This window comes from Sphingopyxis sp. (genome assembly GCF_036402335.1).
Lineage (GTDB): Bacteria > Pseudomonadota > Alphaproteobacteria > Sphingomonadales > Sphingomonadaceae > Sphingopyxis.
Genome location: NZ_DASWTD010000283.1, coordinates 1 through 20,319, shown reverse-complemented (window position 1 = coordinate 20,319; position 20,319 = coordinate 1). Strand labels below are relative to the sequence as shown.

18 protein-coding genes are annotated in these 20,319 nt (G+C 64.7%); 10 read left to right on the top strand and 8 right to left on the bottom strand.

From position 1 onward, the window contains the following. Positions 1-72 precede the first annotated feature (72 nt). The 4 genes from VGD20_RS08900 to VGD20_RS08885 form a co-directional block, all read right to left on the bottom strand. A complete protein-coding gene (locus tag VGD20_RS08900; RefSeq protein WP_331134103.1) occupies positions 73-1,383 on the bottom strand; it encodes an amidohydrolase in 1,311 nt (436 codons plus the stop codon). Between the two features lie 23 nt (positions 1,384-1,406). Further along, a complete protein-coding gene (locus tag VGD20_RS08895) occupies positions 1,407-2,048 on the bottom strand; it encodes a DUF4893 domain-containing protein (protein WP_331134102.1) in 642 nt (213 codons plus the stop codon). Positions 2,049-2,123: 75 nt separating this feature from the next. Beyond that, positions 2,124-2,909, bottom strand: a complete 786-nt coding sequence (locus VGD20_RS08890) for a 3-hydroxybutyrate dehydrogenase (RefSeq protein ID WP_331134101.1) — start codon at positions 2,907-2,909, stop codon at positions 2,124-2,126. Positions 2,910-2,937: 28 nt separating this feature from the next. Then, positions 2,938-4,095, bottom strand: coding sequence for a patatin-like phospholipase family protein (locus VGD20_RS08885; protein ID WP_331134100.1), 1,158 nt, complete (start codon positions 4,093-4,095; stop codon positions 2,938-2,940). 153 nt (positions 4,096-4,248) lie between these two features. On the opposite strand from VGD20_RS08885, the gene ypfJ reads away from it, so the two are divergent. Both ypfJ and VGD20_RS08875 read left to right on the top strand, forming a co-directional pair. After that, entirely contained in the window at positions 4,249-5,163 is a 915-nt protein-coding gene (gene ypfJ / locus VGD20_RS08880; protein WP_331134099.1) for a KPN_02809 family neutral zinc metallopeptidase, read from the top strand. Beyond that, positions 5,136-6,419 carry an amidohydrolase family protein gene (locus VGD20_RS08875; RefSeq protein WP_331134098.1) on the top strand — a complete coding sequence of 428 codons (1,284 nt, stop codon included), beginning with the start codon at positions 5,136-5,138 and terminating at the stop codon, positions 6,417-6,419. The genes ypfJ and VGD20_RS08875 overlap by 28 nt, the downstream gene beginning before the upstream one ends. 62 nt (positions 6,420-6,481) lie before the next feature. On the opposite strand, the gene VGD20_RS08870 is transcribed toward VGD20_RS08875, so the two are convergent. Beyond that, positions 6,482-7,180, bottom strand: a complete 699-nt coding sequence (locus VGD20_RS08870; protein WP_331134097.1) for an HPP family protein — start codon at positions 7,178-7,180, stop codon at positions 6,482-6,484. A gap of 166 nt (positions 7,181-7,346) precedes the next feature. On the opposite strand from VGD20_RS08870, the gene VGD20_RS08865 reads away from it, so the two are divergent. From VGD20_RS08865 to VGD20_RS08840, 6 genes are all read left to right on the top strand, one after another. Beyond that, positions 7,347-9,416, top strand: a complete 2,070-nt coding sequence (locus VGD20_RS08865; RefSeq protein ID WP_331134096.1) for a S9 family peptidase — start codon at positions 7,347-7,349, stop codon at positions 9,414-9,416. A 171-nt stretch (positions 9,417-9,587) separates the two neighbouring features. Further along, on the top strand, positions 9,588-12,356 hold the full coding sequence (locus VGD20_RS08860) for a valine--tRNA ligase (protein ID WP_331134095.1): 2,769 nt from the start codon (positions 9,588-9,590) through the stop codon (positions 12,354-12,356). Next, positions 12,356-12,841: a hypothetical protein gene (locus tag VGD20_RS08855; protein WP_331134094.1), complete on the top strand. Its 486-nt coding sequence runs from the start codon at positions 12,356-12,358 to the stop codon at positions 12,839-12,841. The genes VGD20_RS08860 and VGD20_RS08855 overlap by 1 nt, the downstream gene beginning before the upstream one ends. After that, complete coding sequence (locus VGD20_RS08850) at positions 12,838-14,310, top strand: MATE family efflux transporter (RefSeq protein ID WP_331134093.1); 1,473 nt, start codon at positions 12,838-12,840, stop codon at positions 14,308-14,310. The genes VGD20_RS08855 and VGD20_RS08850 overlap by 4 nt, the downstream gene beginning before the upstream one ends. Positions 14,311-14,411: 101 nt before the next feature. Next, complete coding sequence (locus VGD20_RS08845) at positions 14,412-15,521, top strand: sensor histidine kinase (protein ID WP_331134092.1); 1,110 nt, start codon at positions 14,412-14,414, stop codon at positions 15,519-15,521. Positions 15,522-15,580: 59 nt separating this feature from the next. After that, positions 15,581-16,315 carry a response regulator transcription factor gene (locus VGD20_RS08840; protein ID WP_331134091.1) on the top strand — a complete coding sequence of 245 codons (735 nt, stop codon included), beginning with the start codon at positions 15,581-15,583 and terminating at the stop codon, positions 16,313-16,315. A gap of 55 nt (positions 16,316-16,370) precedes the next feature. Here VGD20_RS08840 and VGD20_RS08835 read toward each other — a convergent pair whose 3' ends face one another. Continuing rightward, entirely contained in the window at positions 16,371-16,724 is a 354-nt protein-coding gene (locus VGD20_RS08835; RefSeq protein WP_331134090.1) for a UrcA family protein, read from the bottom strand. 303 nt (positions 16,725-17,027) lie between these two features. Between VGD20_RS08835 and VGD20_RS08830 the strand changes: the two genes are divergently transcribed. Further along, positions 17,028-17,459, top strand: a complete 432-nt coding sequence (locus VGD20_RS08830) for a hypothetical protein (protein ID WP_331134089.1) — start codon at positions 17,028-17,030, stop codon at positions 17,457-17,459. Positions 17,460-17,463: 4 nt separating this feature from the next. On the opposite strand, the gene VGD20_RS08825 is transcribed toward VGD20_RS08830, so the two are convergent. Then, positions 17,464-17,892: a hypothetical protein gene (locus VGD20_RS08825; RefSeq protein ID WP_331134088.1), complete on the bottom strand. Its 429-nt coding sequence runs from the start codon at positions 17,890-17,892 to the stop codon at positions 17,464-17,466. Between the two features lie 164 nt (positions 17,893-18,056). Between VGD20_RS08825 and VGD20_RS08820 the strand changes: the two genes are divergently transcribed. Next, on the top strand, positions 18,057-19,553 hold the full coding sequence (locus tag VGD20_RS08820; protein WP_331134087.1) for a BCCT family transporter: 1,497 nt from the start codon (positions 18,057-18,059) through the stop codon (positions 19,551-19,553). Between the two features lie 16 nt (positions 19,554-19,569). Here VGD20_RS08820 and VGD20_RS08815 read toward each other — a convergent pair. Continuing rightward, a partial coding sequence (locus VGD20_RS08815; protein ID WP_331134086.1) for a M13 family metallopeptidase occupies positions 19,570-20,319 on the bottom strand: 750 nt, incomplete at its 5' end.

Here is a 20,319-nt window from a genome sequence, read left to right as displayed (position 1 = left end):
TGCTTTTTCTATATTTTTCCAGCTGATGTTAATAGTATTGCTCACGCCTCTCCGACATACGAACTTTCTCCCTCACTTCGCCATCAACTTCATCGTCATCGCGGTCAGTGCCTCAGTCGCGGCCGAGATCACCGCCGGCGCGTCGGGTGCCCAGAAGGGCGAGTGCAGGCTCGGCAGCGTCCGCCCTTCCTTTTTCGCCGCGTCATACTCGGCCTGCGGCACCCCGCCGACCCAGACTATCAGGCTCTTGATGCTCTTGTCCTCGCGCCCGAAGCGGCTGAAATCCTCGCCGCCCATCACCGGCGGCATCTGGACGACGCGATCGTCGCCGAAACTGGTTTTCAGATACGCCGCCATCTCTTCGGTGAATTCGGGGGTGTTGAAGGTCGAGGGCGTATATTCGTCCTTGTTGACCGTCACGACGGGCATCTTGTCGTCGGGAATTCCCGCCGCAATCGCTTCGCCCTTCGCGATGCGCGCGATGCCGTCGAGAAGATGGTCGCGAACCTCGTCGGAATAGCTGCGCACCGTCAGTTGCAGCTTCGCCTCGTCCGAAATGATATTGTGCTTGGCGCCGGCATGGAAGCTGCCGACGGTCACCACCGCGCTGTCGAGCGGGCTGATCTCGCGCGAGACGAGCGTTTGCAACGCGCCGACGATCCGGCTCGCGAGCACGATCGGGTCCTTGGTTGTCTGCGGATAGGCGCCGTGACCGCCAACCCCCTTCACGCTGATATCGACGCTGTCGACATTGGCGAGCGCATAGCCCGGCGTATAGCCGATCTTGCCCGCGGGAAACTGCGCCGCATCGTGGAACGCCAGCGCATATTGCGGCTTTGGAAAGCGCGTATAGAGCCCGTCGGCGAGCATCATCCGCGCGCCCGCGCCGCGTTCCTCGGCGGGCTGGCCGATCATGACCAGCGTGCCCGACCATTTTGCCTTGTTCGCTGCCATCAGCCGCGCGACGCCGACCCACGCGGTCATATGGGTGTCGTGGCCGCACGCATGCATCACGCCGGTTTCGACGCCTTCCTTCGTGGTCACGCGTACCTTCGACGCCCCGGGCAAGCCCGTCTGCTCGGTCACCGGCAGCCCATCCATATCGGCACGCACCATCACCACCGGCCCGGGCCCGTTCTTCATCACCGCGACGACACCCGTACCGCCAACCTTCTCGGTGACCTCAAAGCCCAGCTTGCGCGCCTCGGCCGCGAGAATACCCGCCGAGCGCACTTCCATGAAGCTGAGCTCGGGATTGGCGTGCAAATCCTTGTAGATCGCCATCAGCGACGGCATCTGCTTCTCGACCTCGCCGCCAAGCGTTTGCGCCGTCGCAGGCATTGCCAAAGCGAGCGCCGCGACGCCCGTCCACAAAATACGCATTCGGTTTTCCCCTGTTGTCGTTGTCAGTTCGCCGGGACCAATTCGATCACGTCGAGCAGCGATTCATAAGCCGGCGCGGGTAGCACCAGCCGCCAGCGATTGTTGCCGATCCGCTCGACCAGTCCCGCCATATCGCGCATCCGGTCGCTACCGTAACTGACCGCGATCTTCTCGTCGCCGAGTTCGAGCGTGCCGAGAAAGACCTGCCGCTTCAGATTGTCGGGAAAGATCAGCCCCACCGGGCGCTGCGACCCCGACAGCTTGGTCAGGCTCGACAATCCCTGTTCGGGCGCCACGCGGCAACGGAACCAGCCATAGCCGACATAGCCGAGCGTGCTGCGCCCCTTCGTCCCCACCTTGACCGTGCGGCAGCGATAGTCGCCTGCCGGCAGGTGCGGATTGGGGAGCGCGGCCATCGGCTGCAACAACACGCCTTCGCGATCGATATCGGCGCCGTTACCCTTCGCTCGCGCGTCTGCGAGCGCCGCCTGCCAGCTCTTGTGCCAGTTCCGGATACGCTCCTTGTCGGCGTCGGTCGCCGTCGCGCGCCACGTGCCCGTTTCCGGCGGCGCGTCGGCAGCCGACGGAGGCACCGGCGGCACAGTCCGGCAAGCGCCCAGGGTGGCACTCAACGCCACCGCCAATACCCAAATGGTGCGACCCATGATTCTCCGCTTCTCCCCGGTCCCTCGATGGTTAACCTTAGGAGGGCCAGGGAGATTGCTCAAGGGCGCAGCGGATCAGCCGGCCGTCCACCCGCCGTCGACGCTCAGGTTCGCGCCGGTAATATTGGCCGCCTCTTCGCGGGTCAGGAAGGACGCGATCGCCGCGACCTGCTCGACGGTAACGAACTGCTTCGTCGGCTGGCCGGCGAGCAGCACGTCGTTGATCACCTGCTCGCGCGTCATGTTCCGCGCTTTCATCGTATCGGGGATCTGGTTTTCGACCAGCGGCGTCCAGACATAGCCCGGACTGATGCAATTCACCGTTATCCCGGCGTCGGCGACTTCCAGCGCGACCGTCTTGGTCAGGCCCGCCAGCCCGTGCTTGGCGGTGACATAGGCCGATTTGAACGGCGAGGCGACGAGCGAGTGCGCTGACGCCGTGGCGATGATGCGCCCCCACTTCTTCTTGCGCATCCCCGGCACCGCATGGCGGATCGTGTGAAACGCCGCGGTCAGGTTGAGCGCGATGATCATGTCCCATTTCTCGGGCGGAAAATCCTCGACCGGCGACACGAACTGCATGCCGGCATTGTTGACGAGGATATCGACGCCGCCGAAATCGGCATCGGCGCGCTGGAACATCGCCTCGATCTGATCGGGCTTGGTCAGGTCGGCGCCGTCATAGGCGGCCTTGCCGCCGCTCGTCGCTTCCAGCCCCTTGCGCTCGGTCTCGATCGCATCGGCATCGCCAAAGCCGTTGATAATGATGTTTGCGCCTTCTGCGGCGAACACTTTCGCAATGCCAAGCCCGATGCCGGAGGTCGATCCGGTGACGAGGGCGGTCTTTCCAGTGAGGCGCATTTTGGGGTCCTTTCGGTGGGGGAGAGAGTCAGGAAACGCCGGTATCCGTCTTTGGTCGCAATGCATTCGATTGCACCGCAAAGCTGTCCGACCGGCCTTCGGCGATACTGTCGGCGAGCAGGTGGCCGTCCTTCATCGCCGCCTCGACCGCATCGCGGCCGAGCGCCCAGTTGACTTCCATCGTCGAGCGCGAAAATTCGAAATCACGCGCGCCCGTTTGCCAGACAGGCGGCTCATGGATCAGCTGGACGACGTTGAGCGCCTTGCAATCGACCATTTTGCGAACGGCCTTCACCTCGGGCAGGTCGGCGAATTCGGCGGGCAGTTTTTCCAGCATCCGGTCGATCAGCCGGTGCTCCTTGCGCCGCCGCACCAGCCCGTCCGAAATGCGACGCGTGCGGCTCGAATAGCGGATATCTTTCTCACGCGACCAGGCTTCTTCCAGATCGTGCGGCCGCGGTCCGCGCGCCGGGAACAGGTCGACCTGGAACACCAGCATATCCTCGTTCGCCGCCTCGACGACATGCTCAAGCGGCGTGTTCGACACGAGCCCGCCGTCCCAATACCAGGTCCCGTCGATCTCGACCGGCGGCAGCCCCGGCGGCAATGCCCCAGAAGCCAGTATATGGCGCGCGTCGATCGTGTCGCATGTCGTATCGAAATAGCGGAAATTCCCGGTCTCGACGGCGACCGCACCGACCGACAGGCGCACCTTGCCCGTGTTCACCCGCTCCCAGTCGACCAGCCGGTCGAGCGTCGCGACCAGCGGCGTCGTATCGTAAAAGCTCACCGCTTCGGGCGTCTGGCGTTCGGCAAAGGCCGGCGGCGGAAAGCGCGGGGTAAAAAAACCGGGGACACCGAACGCCGCGACCTGCCCAGCCGCAGCCATATGTGTCCATTCGCGTGCCCAGTCATTGTCGGCGACCGGAAGCGACGGCAGCGCCGACGAGACCCCTTCCCAGAATTCGCGCATCTTGCCCACCGCCTGATCGCGCTCGTTCCCGGCGATGATCGCGGCATTGACCGCGCCGATCGAGATGCCAGCGACCCAGTCGAGCTCGATGCCGAGGTCGATCAACGCCTCGTACACGCCCGCCTGAAACGCCCCAAGCGCGCCGCCTCCCTGCAGGACGAGCACGACGAGGTCGGGAAGCGGCAATGCGGCGCGGACGGCTCTGCGGGGCATGGACTCGGGGGATCCTTGATGGGAGGCCTGGCCGATTTGTGCACCGCAACACAGGCTATTGCAATGGCTCGATTATATCCGAAGCCCCTTCCAATTGACCGGCGCTGCTGTAACTATCGGATGAAAGAAACGCTTTATCGCTGGAGAACTCCCATGCGCCTCGACGACGATTCCGGCCTCGGAGACGATATTCGCGACCTCGGACGCGGGGGTGGCGGCGGGTTCAGCGGTGGCGGTGGCGGGGGACTCGGCGGTCTCCTCTTCGCGCTTCTGCCGATGCTGCTGGGCCGCAAGATGGGCTGCGGCACGATCCTCATTCTCGGCGCGGCGGCATTTTTCCTGCTCGGTCCGGGCGCCAACATGCTGAGCAGCGGCGGCGGGACCGCCGATCCTGCGGTCGACAGCCGCGGCGGGACGCCAGTGGCCTGCGATACCGATGCCGAACGTTTTGCGTGCAGCGTCTTCCGTTCGACCCATAAGGTGTGGGGAGACCTCATCAACGGCTACCAGAAACCGAGGTTGAATTTCTATTCGCAAAGCGCGGACAATACCGGGTGCGGTTCGGCAAGCTCAGCCATGGGGCCCTTCTATTGCCCCGCCGACAAGGGGGTCTATCTCGACACCGATTTCTTCAACGAACTGGACAGCAAGTTCGGCGCCGCGGGCGACGCGGCGCAGGCCTATGTCATCACGCACGAAGTCGGCCACCATATCCAGACGGTCAGCGGCATTTCGGACCAGGTCCGCCGCGCGCAGCAACGCGCGTCGCAGGCCGAAGGCAATGCCTTGCAGGTCCGCATGGAATTGCAGGCCGATTGCTACGCCGGCGTCTGGGCCGCGCGCGCAAAGAACAGCGCAGGCCAGTCGGTACTCGAAGCCGGCGACATGGAAGAAGCGATGCGCGCCGCCAACGCAATCGGCGACGATACGCTGATGCGCTCGGCGGGCCAGCGCCCCGTGCCCGAAAGCTTCACGCACGGGACGAGCGAGCAACGCATGACCTGGCTGCGCCGCGGCCTGCAATCGGGGGATCCACGCCAATGCGACGCTTTCGGTACGAATATCTGACGGCGGCGCTCGCCGCGACCCTGGCCGCGACGCCCGCATCGGCCGAAACCCTCTATATCGAAGCCGGGCGGCTGATCGACGGCATCTCGAACGCGGTGCGCACGGGCCAGTGCATCACGGTCGAGGCCGAGCATATCAAGGCCGTCGGTCCGTGCGGCAAGGCCCCCGACGGCGTGACGCGGGTCGACTGGTCGACGTTCACCGTGCTGCCGGGACTGATCGACCTCCACACGCACCTCGCCGATCTCGGCCAGAGCGCCGACCTCGCTGCGCCAATGAAGGCTTCGCCCGCCGAGACCGCGCTCGTCGGCGCGCACAACGCGCGGGTGACGCTCGATGCGGGTTTCACCAGCGTACGCGACGTCGGCACCTATCGCGGCCTGACCGACGTCACGCTGCGCAACGCGATCGACCGCGGCGACGTGCCGGGACCGCGCATGTGGGTTGCCGGTGCCTATCTCACGATCCCCAAGGGCGGCGGCGAACTCAACGGTGTCGTTCCGAACGAGCAACTGCCCCCCGACATGCGCCTCGGCGTCGCGGCGACGCCCGAGGAAGCGGCGGTTAAAACGACGTACCTGCTCGACCATGGCGCCGACTTCATCAAGACGATCGCGACGGGCGCGGTGCTGGCGCTCGGCACCGAACCCGGCGCGCCCGAACTGACGATCGACCAGCTCCGCGCGATCGTGAAAGTCGCCCATGCCCGCGGCAAGAAAGTCACCGCGCACGCCCATGGCGCAATCGGCATCCAGAATGCGATCAACGCCGGGGTCGACAGTATCGAGCACGCCAGCCTTGCCGACGAAGCAACGCTGCAACTCGCGAAGAAGCACGGTACCTGGCTCGCGATGGACATCTATAACGGCACCTGGATCGACGATGTCGGCACCAAAGAGGGTTGGCCCGAAGAATATCTGCGCAAGAACCGCGAGACGACCGACGCGCAACGCGCCGCGTTCCATCGCGCTGTCGAACTGGGCGTGAACATCGGCTACGCCACCGACGCCGGCGTCTATCCGCATGGCCTCAACGCGCGGCAGTTCCGCAACATGGTCAAATACGGGATGACCCCGATGCAGGCGATCCAGTCGGCCACCGGACGCGCGTCCGAGGAAATGGGCCGCAGCGACGTCGGCGCAATCGTCCCCGGCCGCTATGCCGATTTCGTCGCGGTCCGGGCAGACCCGCTCGCCGACATCACTGTCCTCGAAAAGATCGACCATGTGATGAAGGGCGGCGTACTCGTCCGATAGGGCCGGGCGGCCCATCCAGAACCGAGCAGCTTTTCCCTTTTGTCATCCCGGCGGAATTTGCCTTACCGCTTGCCGCGCTCCGCCGCGTGTATCTCCGCGCGCTCGAGCAGCAGCGCGAGATCCTCGCGGCTGATGTCGAAGGTTTCGCCGAGATCGTCGAGCGCCGCGTCGATATCGTCCATCAGCAGGCCCGAAACCGGCGCGGGCGCCAGAGCCCTGCCTTCGACCGGCTTCGCCCGGTGCGGATAGCTGTGACCCGAAAAGCAGTGGAACAACCAGCCTATCGAGACAAGCAGGAGCGAATTGACGAGTACGACGGTCAGGAAATCGATCACATGCGCCGAAAACAACGCATATCCCCCCAGCACCGCGCTCAGCGCCGCGGCGCCGCCCGGCGGATGCAGGCAGCGAAGCAATGACATCGCGAGGATCGCTCCCGAAACCGCGACGGCCGCGGCGATCGCAGGATCGGGAACGATCTGCGCGACCACCGCGCCGACGCTCGCCGAAATCACATTGCCGCCGACGATCGACCACGGCTGGGCAAGCGGGCTGGCGGGAACGGCGAACAGCAACACCGCCGACGCCCCCATCGGCGCGACGATCCACGGCATCGTTGCAGGAAACAGGGCATGGCAGGCGATGCCGACGAGGCCGATCCCCAGCACGGCGCCCACGCTGCCAATCACGCGGTCGCGCAGGCTCGCCCCTGCGAGCAGCGGCACGAACAGGCGGCTTGTCTTCATTATGGCGCGGAACATGGATATCCTGATTGCTTTTCGGCCAGCCCGATGCGGGCTTTCAAGCCGCCCGGCCAGAGAGGTTTATTTGCGCACTCGCAAGCCAGAATTTTTCCCTGCCCCGATCGATGCCACCTCGATGCGCGTTCCGCCTTGAACCCGCGCGCTGCATCGCTAAACCGCTTTCATGCGAAACCATATCCTGTCCAGCGCCATCGCGCTCGCCGCCGCCCTCTCAACCCCCGCCTTCGCCCGGCCGATGACCGAAGTCGATCTCGCGACGCTCAAACGCGTTGCGGCACCGACCGCGTCGCCCGACGGCCGCTGGGTCGTGTTCCAGATGACCGAGACCGAGGCCGGGACCTACAAGCGCTCGACCGGCCTGTGGCTCATTGACCGCAACGCGAAGGACGCGAAACCCGCTCCGGTCGCCGATGCCGCGGGCAAGAATGAAACGGCTCCCGCCTTCGACAAGGACGGCATCCTCTATTTCCTTTCGAACGCCTCGGGGACAAGCCAGATCTGGCGTGTCGACCCGAAAGCAGGCAGCGCCGCGACGCAGGTCACCGAGACCAGCGCCGATGTGTCGGGCTTCAGGATTTCGCCCGACGCGACCAAGCTGCTCGCATGGGGTGACATCCCCAGGGAATGCACCGACTTCGGTTGCGACGCGAAGGACAAGGGTGCACTTCCCGGGCCCGGCACAGGCCGTCTGTACAAGGATGGTGCGGGCTTCGTCCGCCACTGGGACGAATGGGAAACCCCGGGCACTTACAGCCGTCCCTTCGTCTTCAACCTCGCGGACGGCAAGGCAAGCGCCGCACGTCCGGTCGACGCCGGCCTCACCGGCGACAGCCCGTCGAAACCCTTCGGCGGCGGCGAAGAACTCGCATGGGGTGCCGACAGCCGCACCGTCTTTTTCACGCTGCGCAAGGCCGATCGCAACGAACCAACCTCGACCAATCTCGATATCTATAGCTGGCTGGTCGACAGCCGCATGATGCCGGTCAATCTGACGCAGGACAATCAGGCGACCGATACCCTTCCCACCCCTTCGCCCGACGGCAAATGGCTCGCCTATGCCGCGATGGCGCGGCCGGGCTACGAAGCCGACCGGCAGGTGCTGATGCTGCGCAACCTCGAAAGCGGCGAGACGAAGAAGCTCACCGACGCATGGGACCGCTCGGTCGCCTCGATCGCCTGGGCCGCGGACGGCAAGTCGCTCTACGTCACCGCACAGGACACGCTCGAGAATCCGGTATTTCGCGTCGATGCCGCGAGCGGCAAGGTCGAGAAACTGAAGGCGACGACCGAAGCTTTCGAGGGCAATATCGGCGACGTCACGCCGCTTCCGGGCGGGGCCCTGCTCTATTCGCGCAACACCGCGCTCGCGCCGACCGATCTCTATGTCCGCGACGCGCAGGGCAAGGTCAGCCAGATCACCGCGGTCAACGCAACGACGCTGGCCCAGTTCGATCAGGTCGAAATGGACCGCATCCAGTTCGCCGGTGCCAACGGCGACAAGGTATGGGGCATCATCCTGAAACCCGTCAGCCCGGTCCAGAAGCTGCCGGTCGCCTTCATCGTCCATGGCGGCCCGCAGGGCAGCTTCGGAAACGCCTGGTCGACGCGCTGGAATCCGCGCCTGTTCGCGCAGCAGGGCTATGGCGTGGTCAGCGTCGATTTCCACGGCTCGACCGGTTACGGTCAGGCCTTTACCGACAGCATCAACAAGGATTGGGGCGGCAAGCCGCTCGAGGATCTGAGGCTCGGCCTCGCTGCCGCTGGCAAGCAGGATCCGCAGCTCGACCTTGCCAACGCCTGTGCGCTCGGCGCTTCTTATGGCGGCTATATGATGAACTGGATCGCCGGCCAGTGGACCGACGGTTTCAAATGCCTTGTCCAGCACGACGGCGTCTTCGACGCGCGCGCGATGGCCTATGAAACCGAGGAGCTATGGTTCGACGAATGGGAGCATGGCGGTCCCTATTTCCAGGTTCCGGAAGAATATGAAAAATGGAACCCGGTGAACCATGTGACCAAATGGAAGACCCCGATGCTGGTGATCACCAGCGAGAAGGATTTCCGCATCCCCTATACGCAGGGTCTCGCCGCCTTCACCGCGCTCCAGCGCCGGAACATCCCGTCGCAGCTGCTCGTCTTCCCCGACGAAAATCACTGGGTACTGAAGGGCGCGAACAGCGTCCAGTGGCACCAGACGGTGTTCAACTGGCTGGGTGAATATCTGAAGAAATAGGCCGGCCTTCATTCTCCTTTCGTCACCCCGGACTTGATCCGAGGTCCCGCGTCTTCCTTCGCGACAGCAAAGCGGGATGCCGGGTCAAGCCCGGCATGACGAACGAGAGAGGGCCGTTAAAACGATCACCCCCTTGCCGCCTCGCGCCCCGGCTGGCAAAGGCGCCCGGCTATGCCGATGGAAAAAACGTTCGATCCTGCCGCTATCGAGGCGAAATGGGCCCATGAATGGGAAAGCCGTGGACTCTACCGTCCCGCGCGTCCCGACGCGACACCCTTCACGATCGTCAACCCGCCGCCGAACGTCACCGGCGCGCTGCACATCGGCCATGCACTCGACAACACGCTGCAGGACGTGCTCGTCCGCTACGAGCGGCTGCGCGGCAAGGACGCCCTCTGGGTTGTCGGCATGGACCATGCCGGCATCGCGACGCAGATGGTCGTCGAGCGCCAGCTCAACGAGCGCCAGCAAAAGCGCACCGATTTCACGCGCGAAGAGTTCGTCGACAAGGTCTGGGAATGGAAAGCCGAAAGCGGCGGCCAGATCACCGGCCAGCTCCGCCGCCTCGGCTGCTCGATGGACTGGTCGCGCGAACAGTTCACGATGGACCCGCATTTCACCGAGGCCGTGGTCAAGGTGTTCGTCGACCTCCACAAAAAGGGCCTGATCTACCGCGACAAACGCCTCGTGAACTGGGATCCCGCGCTCAAGACCGCGATCTCGGACCTCGAAGTCGAATCGCACGAAGTGCCGGGCCATATGTGGCACTTCAAATATCCGCTCGCGGGCGGTGAAACCTACACCTACGTCGAGCGCGACGCCGATGGCAATGTCGTGCTGGAGGAAGAGCGCGACTATATCGCAATCGCCACGACGCGCCCCGAAACGATGCTCGGCGACGGCGCGGTTGCGGTGCACCCCGATGACGAACGCTATCGGCCGATCGTGGGCAAATATTGCGAGATCCCGGTCGGGCCGAAGGAGCATCGCCGCCTGATCCCGATCATCACCGACGAATATCCCGATCCGCATTTCGGGTCGGGCGCGGTCAAGATCACCGGCGCGCACGACGAGAACGACTATGGCGTCGCGCAGCGCAACAACATTCCGATGTACCGGCTGATGGACGAAGTCGCCGCGATGCGCGCCGACGGCGCGCCCTATGCCGAAGCCGCCGCGCGCGCGGTCGAGATCGCGAAGGGTGTCTCCGCGACCCCCGCCGAAATCGACACACTCAACCTCGTTCCCGAGGAATATCGCGAGCTCGATCGCTATGAAGCGCGCAAGCGCGTCGTCGCCGACATCGATGCCGAGGGGCTGATGGTCAAGGTCGAGGACAAGCTGATCATGCAGCCGTTCGGCGACCGTGGCGGCGTCGTGATCGAACCGATGCTGACCGACCAATGGTATGTCGACGCCAAGACGCTCGCGCAGCCACCGATGCAGGCGGTGCGCGACGGGCGCATCAACATCGTGCCAAAGACGTGGGAAAAGACCTTCTTCAACTGGATGGAGAATATCCAGCCGTGGTGCGTCTCGCGCCAGCTCTGGTGGGGCCACCGCATCCCGGCATGGTATGCCGAGGACGGCCGCATCTTCGTGGCCGAGACCGAAGAGGAAGCACAGGCCGAAGCCGGCGAAGGTGTCGCCCTAACCCGCGACAAGGACGTGCTCGACACCTGGTTCTCCTCGGCGCTCTGGCCCTTCGCTACGCTTGGCTGGCCCGAGAACAGCGAGCTCCTCAAGCGCCACTATCCCAACGACGTCCTCATCTCGGGCTTCGACATCCTCTTCTTCTGGGATGCGCGCATGGCGATGCAGGGGATGGAGTTCATGGGCGACGTCCCGTGGAAGACGCTCTATCTTCACGGCCTCGTCCGCGCGCCCGACGGCGCGAAGATGTCGAAGTCGAAGGGCAATGTCGTCGACCCGCTCGGGCTGATCGACCAATATGGCGCCGACGCGCTGCGCTTCTTCATGTCGGCGATGGAAAGCCAGGGCCGCGACATCAAGATGGATGACGCACGCCTCGCGGGCTACCGCAACTTTGCCACCAAGCTGTGGAACGCCGCGCGCTTCTGCGAAGCCAATGGCATCTCCGCATCGACCAGCTTCGAAGCGCCCGCCGCAACGCTGCCGGTCAACCGCTGGATCATCGGCGAGGTTGCCGCGACCGTCGCCGCGATGGAAACCGCCTTCGCCGCGTACCGCTTCGACGAGGCCGCGAACGCGATCTACAGCTTCGCGTGGGACCGTTTCTGCGACTGGTATCTCGAACTGATCAAGGGCGCGATCGACGACGAGACGAAGGCTGTCGCCGGCTGGGTGCTCGACCAGATTCTCGTGATGCTCCACCCCTTCATGCCCTTCATCACCGAAGAGCTGTGGACGGGGCTCGGCGACCGTGCCGACTATCCGCTGATCACCGCGAAATGGCCCGCGCCGAATGACGTGCGCGACGAAGAGGCTGACGATCAAATTGAACTGGTCATAGAATGCGTCCGTAAGGTTCGCGCTGCCCGAAGCGAAATGAATATCCCTCCGGGCACTCGCATGGAGTGCTACGTGGCTGGCGGGAGTGTCGAAAATCAGCAAGCTTTGAAAGCAAACTGGACGGCAGTCAGCAAACTTGCGCGTATTGATTGGTCCGACCTGCCATCGAGCGACCTTGGCAAGGACAATGCGCTCCAAGTGACCGTTGCGGACATGACTATCGCGCTTCAATTAGAAGGCGTGATCGACATCGCCGCCGAACGCGACCGCCTGACCAAGGCGCTCGCCGCCGCCGCCAAGGAACGCGACGGCCTGGCCGGCCGCCTGAACAATCCGTCGTTCGTCGAACGCGCCAAGCCCGAAGCGGTAGAAAAGGCGCGCGCCGACCATGCTGCCAAAGAGGCGGAGGCCGACCGCCTGGCTGCCGCGCTGGCGCGGCTGGTGTGATGCGGGGGGCGCGAACTCTGGTTCTGGCGACGGCGCTGCTTTTCGCTGCGCCGCTCGCAGCCAGGGACGCGACTCCCTATACACCCGCCGTCGGCAGCCCCGAACGCGCGGCCATCATAGAGACGCTGCGGACCCACCCGGACCTGCGCTTCACCTTCCGCCATCTGCGCGTCTGGCACGACGGCGATCGCGTGATTGCCTATGCCGAAGGCGACAATGGCGCCATCGGGGGCTTCAAGATCATCCTGACCCGTGAAGGCACGACGGGCTGGCGCGAGGTCTGGGGCGAAGGCGATGGCGGCAGCGACAGTTGCGCCGCCGGCGCCCGCCACTATGGATGGGCGCTGGCGCTGATCACATCCTATCGCGTCGCCCCCGACCGTCTTTTCCCCGAGATCACGGAACAGACCCGCAAACTCGAACAGGCGGCAAAAAGCGATCCCGAACTGCAATGCGTCGGCGATCTCGAGGGCGGGCCCGAATGACCACCGGACTGAGCGACGACGTCCCCGTCACCCCCACCCCCGTCGCGGCTGCAGCCGACCCCGCGGCAAGCCCTGTCCCGCCGCGCCAGACGGCGCGTGGCGGCGGGCGGATGGACCTGACCAGCGGACCGATCACCAAAACGCTGATCCTCTTTGCGCTGCCGACGCTCGCATCGAATATCCTCCAGACATTGTCAGGCTCGGTGAATTCGATCTGGGTCGGGCAATTCCTCGGCGAAGGCGCGCTCGCCGCGACCGCCAACGCGAACATCATCATGTTCCTCATGTTCGGCGCCTTCTTCGGTTTCGGCATGGCTGCGACCGTGCTGATCGGCCAGTCGATGGGCCGCGGCGACGTCGACGCCGCGCGTCGCGCCACCGGCGGCGTCATCGGCCTCGCGCTGATCTTTTCGGTCGTCATCGCGATCCTCGGCTGGTTCGCCTCCGACCGTATCCTGCGCTGGCTCGAAACCCCGCCCGAGGCCTTTGCGCTCGCGCATGACTATCTCCGCGTCACCTTCCTCGCGGTCCCCGCCTCGATGCTTTCGGTCACGCTGATGATGGCGTCGCGCGGTGCGGGCGACGCGGTGACGCCGCTCCGCTTCATGATCCTCGCGGTTGTGCTCGATATCGCTTTCAACCCGGTGCTCATCCTTGGCCTCGGCCCCTTCCCGCGCCTCGGCATCGCGGGCAGCGCGCTTGCCACCGCGGCCGCCGGCACGATCAGCCTCGCGGGAATGATTGCCTGGTTCTACGCGAAGAATCACGTGCTCCGCCTCCGCGGCCGCGAACTCGCCTATCTGTATCCCAAATGGAGCGAGCTGCGTTTCATCATCGGGCGCGGGCTGCCGATGGGGGCGCAGATGCTCGTGATCTCGGGTGCCGGGCTCGTCATGGTCGGGCTCGTCAACCGCGAGGGGCTCGTCACCGCTGCCGCCTATGGCGCGACGCTCCAGCTCTGGAACTATATCCAGATGCCCGCGCTCGCGGTCGGCGCCGCGGTCAGCTCGATGGCGGCGCAGAATATCGGGGCCGGGCGCTGGGATCGCGTGGCGTCGGTGACGAACAGCGGGATCATGATCAACCTCGCCATGACCGGCGTGCTGATCGTCCTGCTCCTCCTCTTCGACCGCGCCGCGCTCGCGCTCTTCCTCGGCAGCGAAAGCCCCGCGATCGATGTCGCGCGCAATATCCAGCTGATCGCCACTTGGACCTTCCTGCCGTTCGGCACGACGATCGTGCTGATCAGCACCCTGCGCGCGAACGGTTCGGTCGTGCCGCCGCTCGTCATTCTCTTCCTGTCGATGTTCCCGATCCGCCTCGGCATCTATTATTTCGGCTATCCTGCGGTCGGCAGCGACATCCTGTGGTGGAGTTTTCCGCTCTCGTCGCTCACCTCGCTCGCGATGGCCTGGGTGATTTATCAGCGCGGCGGCTGGCGCCGGACGCTCCCGCAACCGGGCAGCTGACCCGCATCCGGCTTTCGACCAAGGCGCACACCGCTTCGACTGGCGTCCCGGTGAATGCTGGCCTTCATGCCGCCTTTGGCGCTAAAGCAGCCGCAATGAACATGACAAACCGCAAAGACGCGCTGCGCGACCAGCGTGCGAAAATGCTGGCAGCGGCGCCCGACTGGCGCGCTTCCGACGCCCGCGTCAATCCGCGTGTCGCGATCGGGTCGATCATCGCCATGTGGCTGATCTATTTCCTGATCACCACCGGCCTCGCGATGCTCACGGGCGCCACCGAACAATGGTCCTACGCGGGACGGCGCGGCATCGTCGTCATCGCAGGTATCTTGTGCACCTTCGTGCTTTACCAGCTGCTCCAGCGCGCCCAGCCGCAAAGTTTCGGTGCGCGCCTTGCCGCCGCGATGGGCGCCGCCATCCCGCTGGTCGTCGTCTATGCGACGATCAACATGCTCGTCTTTTTCTACTGGTTTCCCGGCCCCGATGCCGGGAAGATCGTCGAGGAATTACAGGAAAAATTCCCCGTGGCGTGGGAGACGATGCTGATCCTCGACAGCTCGATCCGCTGGTATTTCTTTTTTGCCGTCTGGGCCGCGCTCTACGTCGCGTTCGGCTATGCGAACGAGATGCGTGTGGTCGAGCGGCGCGCCAACCATTTCCGTATCGAGGCACAGACGGCGCAACTCCGTGCGCTGCATTATCAGGTCAATCCGCACTTCCTGTTCAACACGCTCAATTCGCTGTCCACGCTCGTCCTCAAGGGTTCGAAGGCCGAGGCGGAGACGATGATCATGAACCTGTCGTCCTTTCTTCGCTCCAGCCTTGCGGTCGACCCCGAACAGCTCGTCAGTCTCGACGAGGAAATCGCGCTCCAGCGCCTCTATCTCGATATCGAACAGACGCGCTTCCCCGACCGGTTGCAGGTCGAGGTGACGATGCCCGGTGAACTGGAACACGCCCGCGTTCCCGTGCTGATCCTGCAACCGATTATCGAAAACGCGATCAAATACGGCGTCTCGCCCAGCAAGGGAAAGATTGCGATCCGCCTGCACGCCAGCGCCGAACATGGCCTGCTCGTCCTGCGCATCGAAAATGATATCGACCCCAAGGCGCCCGTCCCCGCTTCGGGTACCGGGCTCGGCCTTGGTAATGTCCGCGAACGCCTGCTGACCCGCTATGGGCCCACCGCCGGGTGCGAATGGGGTCCTTAGGACAGCGGTGGTTTCGTCGTTTCACTTTGGCTGCGGCTGGCACGGGAGGCTTGCTGATCATGCTACAGACGCTTCGCACCCTGATCGTCGATGATGAACCGCTGGCGATCGAACGACTCCAGATCCTGACCGGGCAGCAGGAGGGTATCTCGCTTGTCGGCACCGCCAGCGACGGCGCGTCGGCGCTTCGCATGGTCGACGCACTCGCGCCCGATCTCGTGCTGTGCGACATCGCGATGCCCGATCTCAACGGGCTGGAAGTCGCCGCCGCGCTCGACGCGCTCGAAAATCCGCCGGCGGTCATCTTCGTCACCGCTTTCGATCGCTACGCCGTGGCGGCGTTCGATGTCGCGGCGGTCGATTATCTGCTGAAGCCCGTGTCCCCCGACCGCCTCAATCGTGCACTGGCGCGGGTACGCGAATGGCGCGCCGCCGACCGCGGACAAAACAAGCAAAAAAGCAAGTGGATCAACGAATTCTGGGTCCAGAACCGCGGCGAGATGCTTCGCATCGACGCGGGCCAGGTCGATTTGATCGAGGCCGAGCGCGATTATATGCGCCTGCATGTCGGCGCGCGCAGCTGGTTGATCCACCAGACGATCAAATCACTGGAAGCGCGAATGAATCCCGACCAGTTCATGCGTATTCACCGATCGAAAATGATCCGCCGCGAAGGCATTGTCGGGCTGAAACACCATGGCGACGGCGCATGGAGCGTCGATCTGGGCGAAGGCGGCGTGCATCGCATCGGCCGCACCTATCTTCACGATGTAAAGGCGATCATGCACGCCTGAAGGCGGCCATGGCCCGGGGGGCATGGCCGCCTTTGCGCGGCGGACCGGGCTATCGTCAGGGCGCGGCGACGACAATCCGTCCGCGGGCGGCCAGGCGTGTGCCATCGCCGCCAAACAGGCTGGCCAGCTTGACATTGGCATCGGCCATAGTTGTTGCCTCGCAGCGCTGCGCGATCGCCCGCTCGCGCAAAGCCTGCCGATAGCCCGGCCCGCCACCGCACACTGTTTCCACCGCCAGTTTGATGCGCGTGGTGAGCCGGTCACGATCGCGCTCGCTGGAAAGGTTGAGATCGTCGTAGCGGACGGTGACGCTCTGCCGCTCTTCGCCTGCTGCCGATGCGGTAGCTGGAGCGACGGTGCCCGCGGCAGCTAGCGGCGCCGCGAACAGGATGAAGGGAAATTTCGCCATGGGGGAGTCCTCTCTTACAAGGGATGCGGGATACCGGACCGTGGACCGGGGAGACCATCGCCCCGATATCCCGCATCGTTGGAATACCCTCTGGACGTCGCGGGAATCCATTTTGGATCGATCGGCGCGAACGCCCGCTCGATTGAGAGACGAAAGGCGTTGAAGCGTCGACCAATGGCCGGCGGTCGTCCCCATCGACGGCTTGCAACCGTGTCCCCGGCGTGGCCATCATGGCCTATGGTCAGGCGAAGACATTCCGCCACGAGTCGCGACAGCAACGCCGTCCGTGTATTCCGGTGGCTGGTGCTGGCCCTCATCGGCACGGGCGGCGGCATGCTCCTCGGCGAACTTGCAGTCGGAACCCGAACGAATGGCCTATCGGACGAGGTTCCATCCTTTTCGAGCCTCAGCGCCAACCCTGATGCGGCCATGCCGCAAGGCGAAGGAGCACCCGCCTGCACCGATTGCGCCGACAGCTATGGCGCCGCGGCGCGCCTCCGCGCGCAGCACGAAGAGCGCATGAATTACGGGTTCCGTGAAATGGGGGCGGTCGATGTCGATCCGCTCGCGCCGGTCGAACCCGTCGACGATGGCTACCGCTATGGCGGCCGCTTTCCCGACCTCGAGTCACGCGGCCGAGAGGACATGGCCAAAGTCGAGGATGTTTCGCGGACCGTCCCCGGCGAAGAGCCTCCGCCCGCCGGCGAAATGGCGCGATCGTCCACCGAACGCTGACGATTTAACGCGGCGGCGTGGCCGGTGCGGCACAGCGCGTCATATCGCCCGCCTTGCACGCGGCCGCATCAGCTTCCCATTTCAACCGCTCTTCGGCCGACATCGCGGCAACGCGAGCCTTTTCGGCTTCATAGGCTGCAGTCTCCTCGGCGAACACCGCCTGGTCGTGCGCGACCTGTTGTTTCGCCGCCGCAACCTCCTGTTCGTAGGTCGTCACTTCGGCTTTCGCCTGCGACGCTTGCGCGGCGTTCAGCCGCGCGGTGTTCGCCCGCTCTTCGGGCGTCGTGCCGTCGGGCTGTTTCTCGGCCACGGGCGAAGCGTCGGCTGGCGCCTTGTCCGCAGCCACCGTGTCGACAGGCTGCTGAAAGGCCACGGCCTGCCCAGCGCCGAGCAAAGCAAATGCAGCGGCTGTCGCCAAAATCATCCTCGTCATCGAAGCTCTCCTTCAACCGTTCCGCCGGTCCAACGCGCTGCACGATATCCCGTTCCGGGGGCGAATTTGACCTCGCTCCGGGCAACCGCCATGCTGGTGGTTCTTCCCATGTCCGATCGGCCGATCATTTGCCAGCATCCCCGCAGCATCCGCTCAATCGCCCCGTGTTTTTCACGCCTCTGGCGGTCCTTCTCGCCGCGGTGATCCTCAGCCTGTGGCAGGGAGCGGCTTTCGTCGCAGCGGAGACGGCGATCAATGACTGGATCCTGCGCAATTTTTCGCCGCTCTTCGCCTGGGCGGGGCTCGGCTTTCTCGCACTGCTCGCCGCGATCGCGCTGTCGCCGCTCGGCGGGCGGGTCATCGGCGGGCCGCAGGCAAAGCCGATCCTGAACCGCTGGCGTTGGTTCGCGGTGACGCTTTGCACGACGATCGCGACCGGCATCCTGTTCTGGGGCGCTGCCGAACCCCTGTTCCACCTCAACGATCCGCCCGCGATGCTGGGGCTTCAGCCCGGCAGCGACGCCGCTGCGACCTTCGCGATATCGACGATGTTCCTCCACTGGACGCTGACGCCCTACGCCATCTACACCGTCGCCGGGCTCGCTTTCGCGCTCGTCTATTACAATCGCCGCGAACCGTTCAGCCTGTCGTCGCTGTTCGTCCCCCTGCTCGGCCAGCGCGCGCACGGGCCGGTCGGGACGGGCATCGACATCGTCTGCCTCTATGCGCTGGTCGCGGGTATGGCCGCCTCGATGGGCGCTGGCATCCTCGCGCTGGCGGGCGGAATCGAAGGGATCGGCGGCTTTGCCGGCGGCGCGCCGCTGCGCTGGGCGATCGCAATCGCGATCGTCGGCAGCTTCCTGATCTCCGCCGCGACCGGCCTGCAAAAGGGCATCGCCGGCCTGTCGGTACTAAATACCTGGATTTTCTTCGCAATTATTGCGTTTGTTCTGCTTGCCGGCCCCACCGCCGCGATGTTCGACCTCGCGCTACGCGGCACCTTCGACTACTTCCAGACCTTCGTCCCCCGGAATCTCGGCCTCGACGTAGATACGGGCTGGCACCGGCAATGGACGATCTTCAACTGGGCCAACTGGTTCGCCTGGGCGCCGGTCACCGCGCTGTTCCTTGGACGGCTCGCAGTTGGCTACAGTGTCCGCGCCTTCATCCTGTACAATCTGATCCTGCCCTCGCTGTTCGGCGCGGTGTGGATGACCGCGATCGCCGGCGCGACGATCGCGCTCGACCAGCAGAGCGGCGCCAGCCTCTATGCCGTCCTGACCGCGCAGGGGCCGGACCCTGTGCTGTTCCGCCTGTTCAGCGCCCTGGGCGGCGGATCGGGTGTCGCGGCAATTGTGCTGTTTGCGATCTTCCTGTCCTATGTCGCGGGCGCCGACGCCAATGTTTCGGCGATGAGCGCCCTGTCGACACGCGGCATCTCGCCCGACGCCCCCGAGGCCCCCTTGGGCGTCCAGTCGGTATGGGGGATCACCGTGGGGCTGGTCGCCCTGCTTCTTGTCGCGGGCGGCGGCATCGACGGCATCCGGATGATGTCGGTGCTTGGTGGTTTCCCGGCACTTTTCGTCATCATCGGCGCTGCACTATCGCTGACGGTGATGGCGGTACGGGGACGACACGAGGCCGCCCCCGCCCGATCCTGAGAAAGGGGTCTCAGAACTACCAGATCCGCGTGCGTTCCTCGGGCTTCAGATAATATTTGGCGCCGGCAGGGACATTGAACGCCTTATACCATGCATCGACGTTGCGCACAGGGCCGATGATGCGCCAACGCGAGGGGCTGTGCGGATCGCTCGCGACCTGTTGCTTGATCGAATCCTCGCGCGCCTTGTCGCGCCACGCCTGCGCAAAGGCGAGGAAGAAGCGCTGGTCGCCGCTCAGCCCGTCAATCACCGGCGCTTCCTTGCCGCCCAGCGAACGGTGATAGGCGTCATATGCGACCTCCAGCCCGGCCAGATCGGCGATATTTTCGCCCATCGTCAGATCGGGATTGATGAACGCGCCCGGCGCCGCCTCATAGGTCGCATATTGCGCGCCGAACGCCTTGGCCTGCGCTTCGAAACGCCCACCATCCTCGGCGGTCCACCAGTCGCGCACTGCGCCCTCGGCGTCGATCTTCCGTCCTTGATCGTCGAAGCCATGGGTGATTTCGTGGCCGATCACGGCGCCGATGGCGCCATAGTTGACGGCATCGTCGACGCTCTCGCTGAAATAAGGCGCCTGCAGGATCCCGGCCGGGAACACGATCTTGTTCTCCAGCCCGCCGTTGTAAGCGTTCACTTCCTGCGGATTCATCGACCATTTCTTGCGATCGACCGGCTTGTTGAGATCCGACAGCGCATAGGCATATTCGAACGCCGCGCTGCGCTTCACATTGCCATACAGATCGGCGGGATCGATCTTGAGTGC

What these genes read in the sequence shown, in the direction of transcription:
- VGD20_RS08840 (WP_331134091.1), top strand. Translation starts at nt 15,581, where the DNA reads ATGCTACAGACGCTTCGCACCCTGATCGTCGATGATGAACCGCTGGCG.
- VGD20_RS08855 (WP_331134094.1), top strand. Translation starts at nt 12,356, where the DNA reads ATGCGGGGGGCGCGAACTCTGGTTCTGGCGACGGCGCTGCTTTTCGCT.
- VGD20_RS08900 (WP_331134103.1), bottom strand. Translation starts at nt 1,383, where the DNA reads ATGCGTATTTTGTGGACGGGCGTCGCGGCGCTCGCTTTGGCAATGCCT.
- VGD20_RS08845 (WP_331134092.1), top strand. Translation starts at nt 14,412, where the DNA reads ATGACAAACCGCAAAGACGCGCTGCGCGACCAGCGTGCGAAAATGCTG.
- VGD20_RS08835 (WP_331134090.1), bottom strand. Translation starts at nt 16,724, where the DNA reads ATGGCGAAATTTCCCTTCATCCTGTTCGCGGCGCCGCTAGCTGCCGCG.
- VGD20_RS08870 (WP_331134097.1), bottom strand. Translation starts at nt 7,180, where the DNA reads ATGTTCCGCGCCATAATGAAGACAAGCCGCCTGTTCGTGCCGCTGCTC.
- VGD20_RS08860 (WP_331134095.1), top strand. Translation starts at nt 9,588, where the DNA reads ATGCCGATGGAAAAAACGTTCGATCCTGCCGCTATCGAGGCGAAATGG.
- VGD20_RS08850 (WP_331134093.1), top strand. Translation starts at nt 12,838, where the DNA reads ATGACCACCGGACTGAGCGACGACGTCCCCGTCACCCCCACCCCCGTC.
- VGD20_RS08865 (WP_331134096.1), top strand. Translation starts at nt 7,347, where the DNA reads ATGCGAAACCATATCCTGTCCAGCGCCATCGCGCTCGCCGCCGCCCTC.
- VGD20_RS08885 (WP_331134100.1), bottom strand. Translation starts at nt 4,095, where the DNA reads ATGCCCCGCAGAGCCGTCCGCGCCGCATTGCCGCTTCCCGACCTCGTC.
- VGD20_RS08890 (WP_331134101.1), bottom strand. Translation starts at nt 2,909, where the DNA reads ATGCGCCTCACTGGAAAGACCGCCCTCGTCACCGGATCGACCTCCGGC.
- VGD20_RS08895 (WP_331134102.1), bottom strand. Translation starts at nt 2,048, where the DNA reads ATGGGTCGCACCATTTGGGTATTGGCGGTGGCGTTGAGTGCCACCCTG.
- ypfJ (WP_331134099.1), top strand. Translation starts at nt 4,249, where the DNA reads ATGCGCCTCGACGACGATTCCGGCCTCGGAGACGATATTCGCGACCTC.
- VGD20_RS08875 (WP_331134098.1), top strand. Translation starts at nt 5,136, where the DNA reads ATGCGACGCTTTCGGTACGAATATCTGACGGCGGCGCTCGCCGCGACC.
- VGD20_RS08825 (WP_331134088.1), bottom strand. Translation starts at nt 17,892, where the DNA reads ATGACGAGGATGATTTTGGCGACAGCCGCTGCATTTGCTTTGCTCGGC.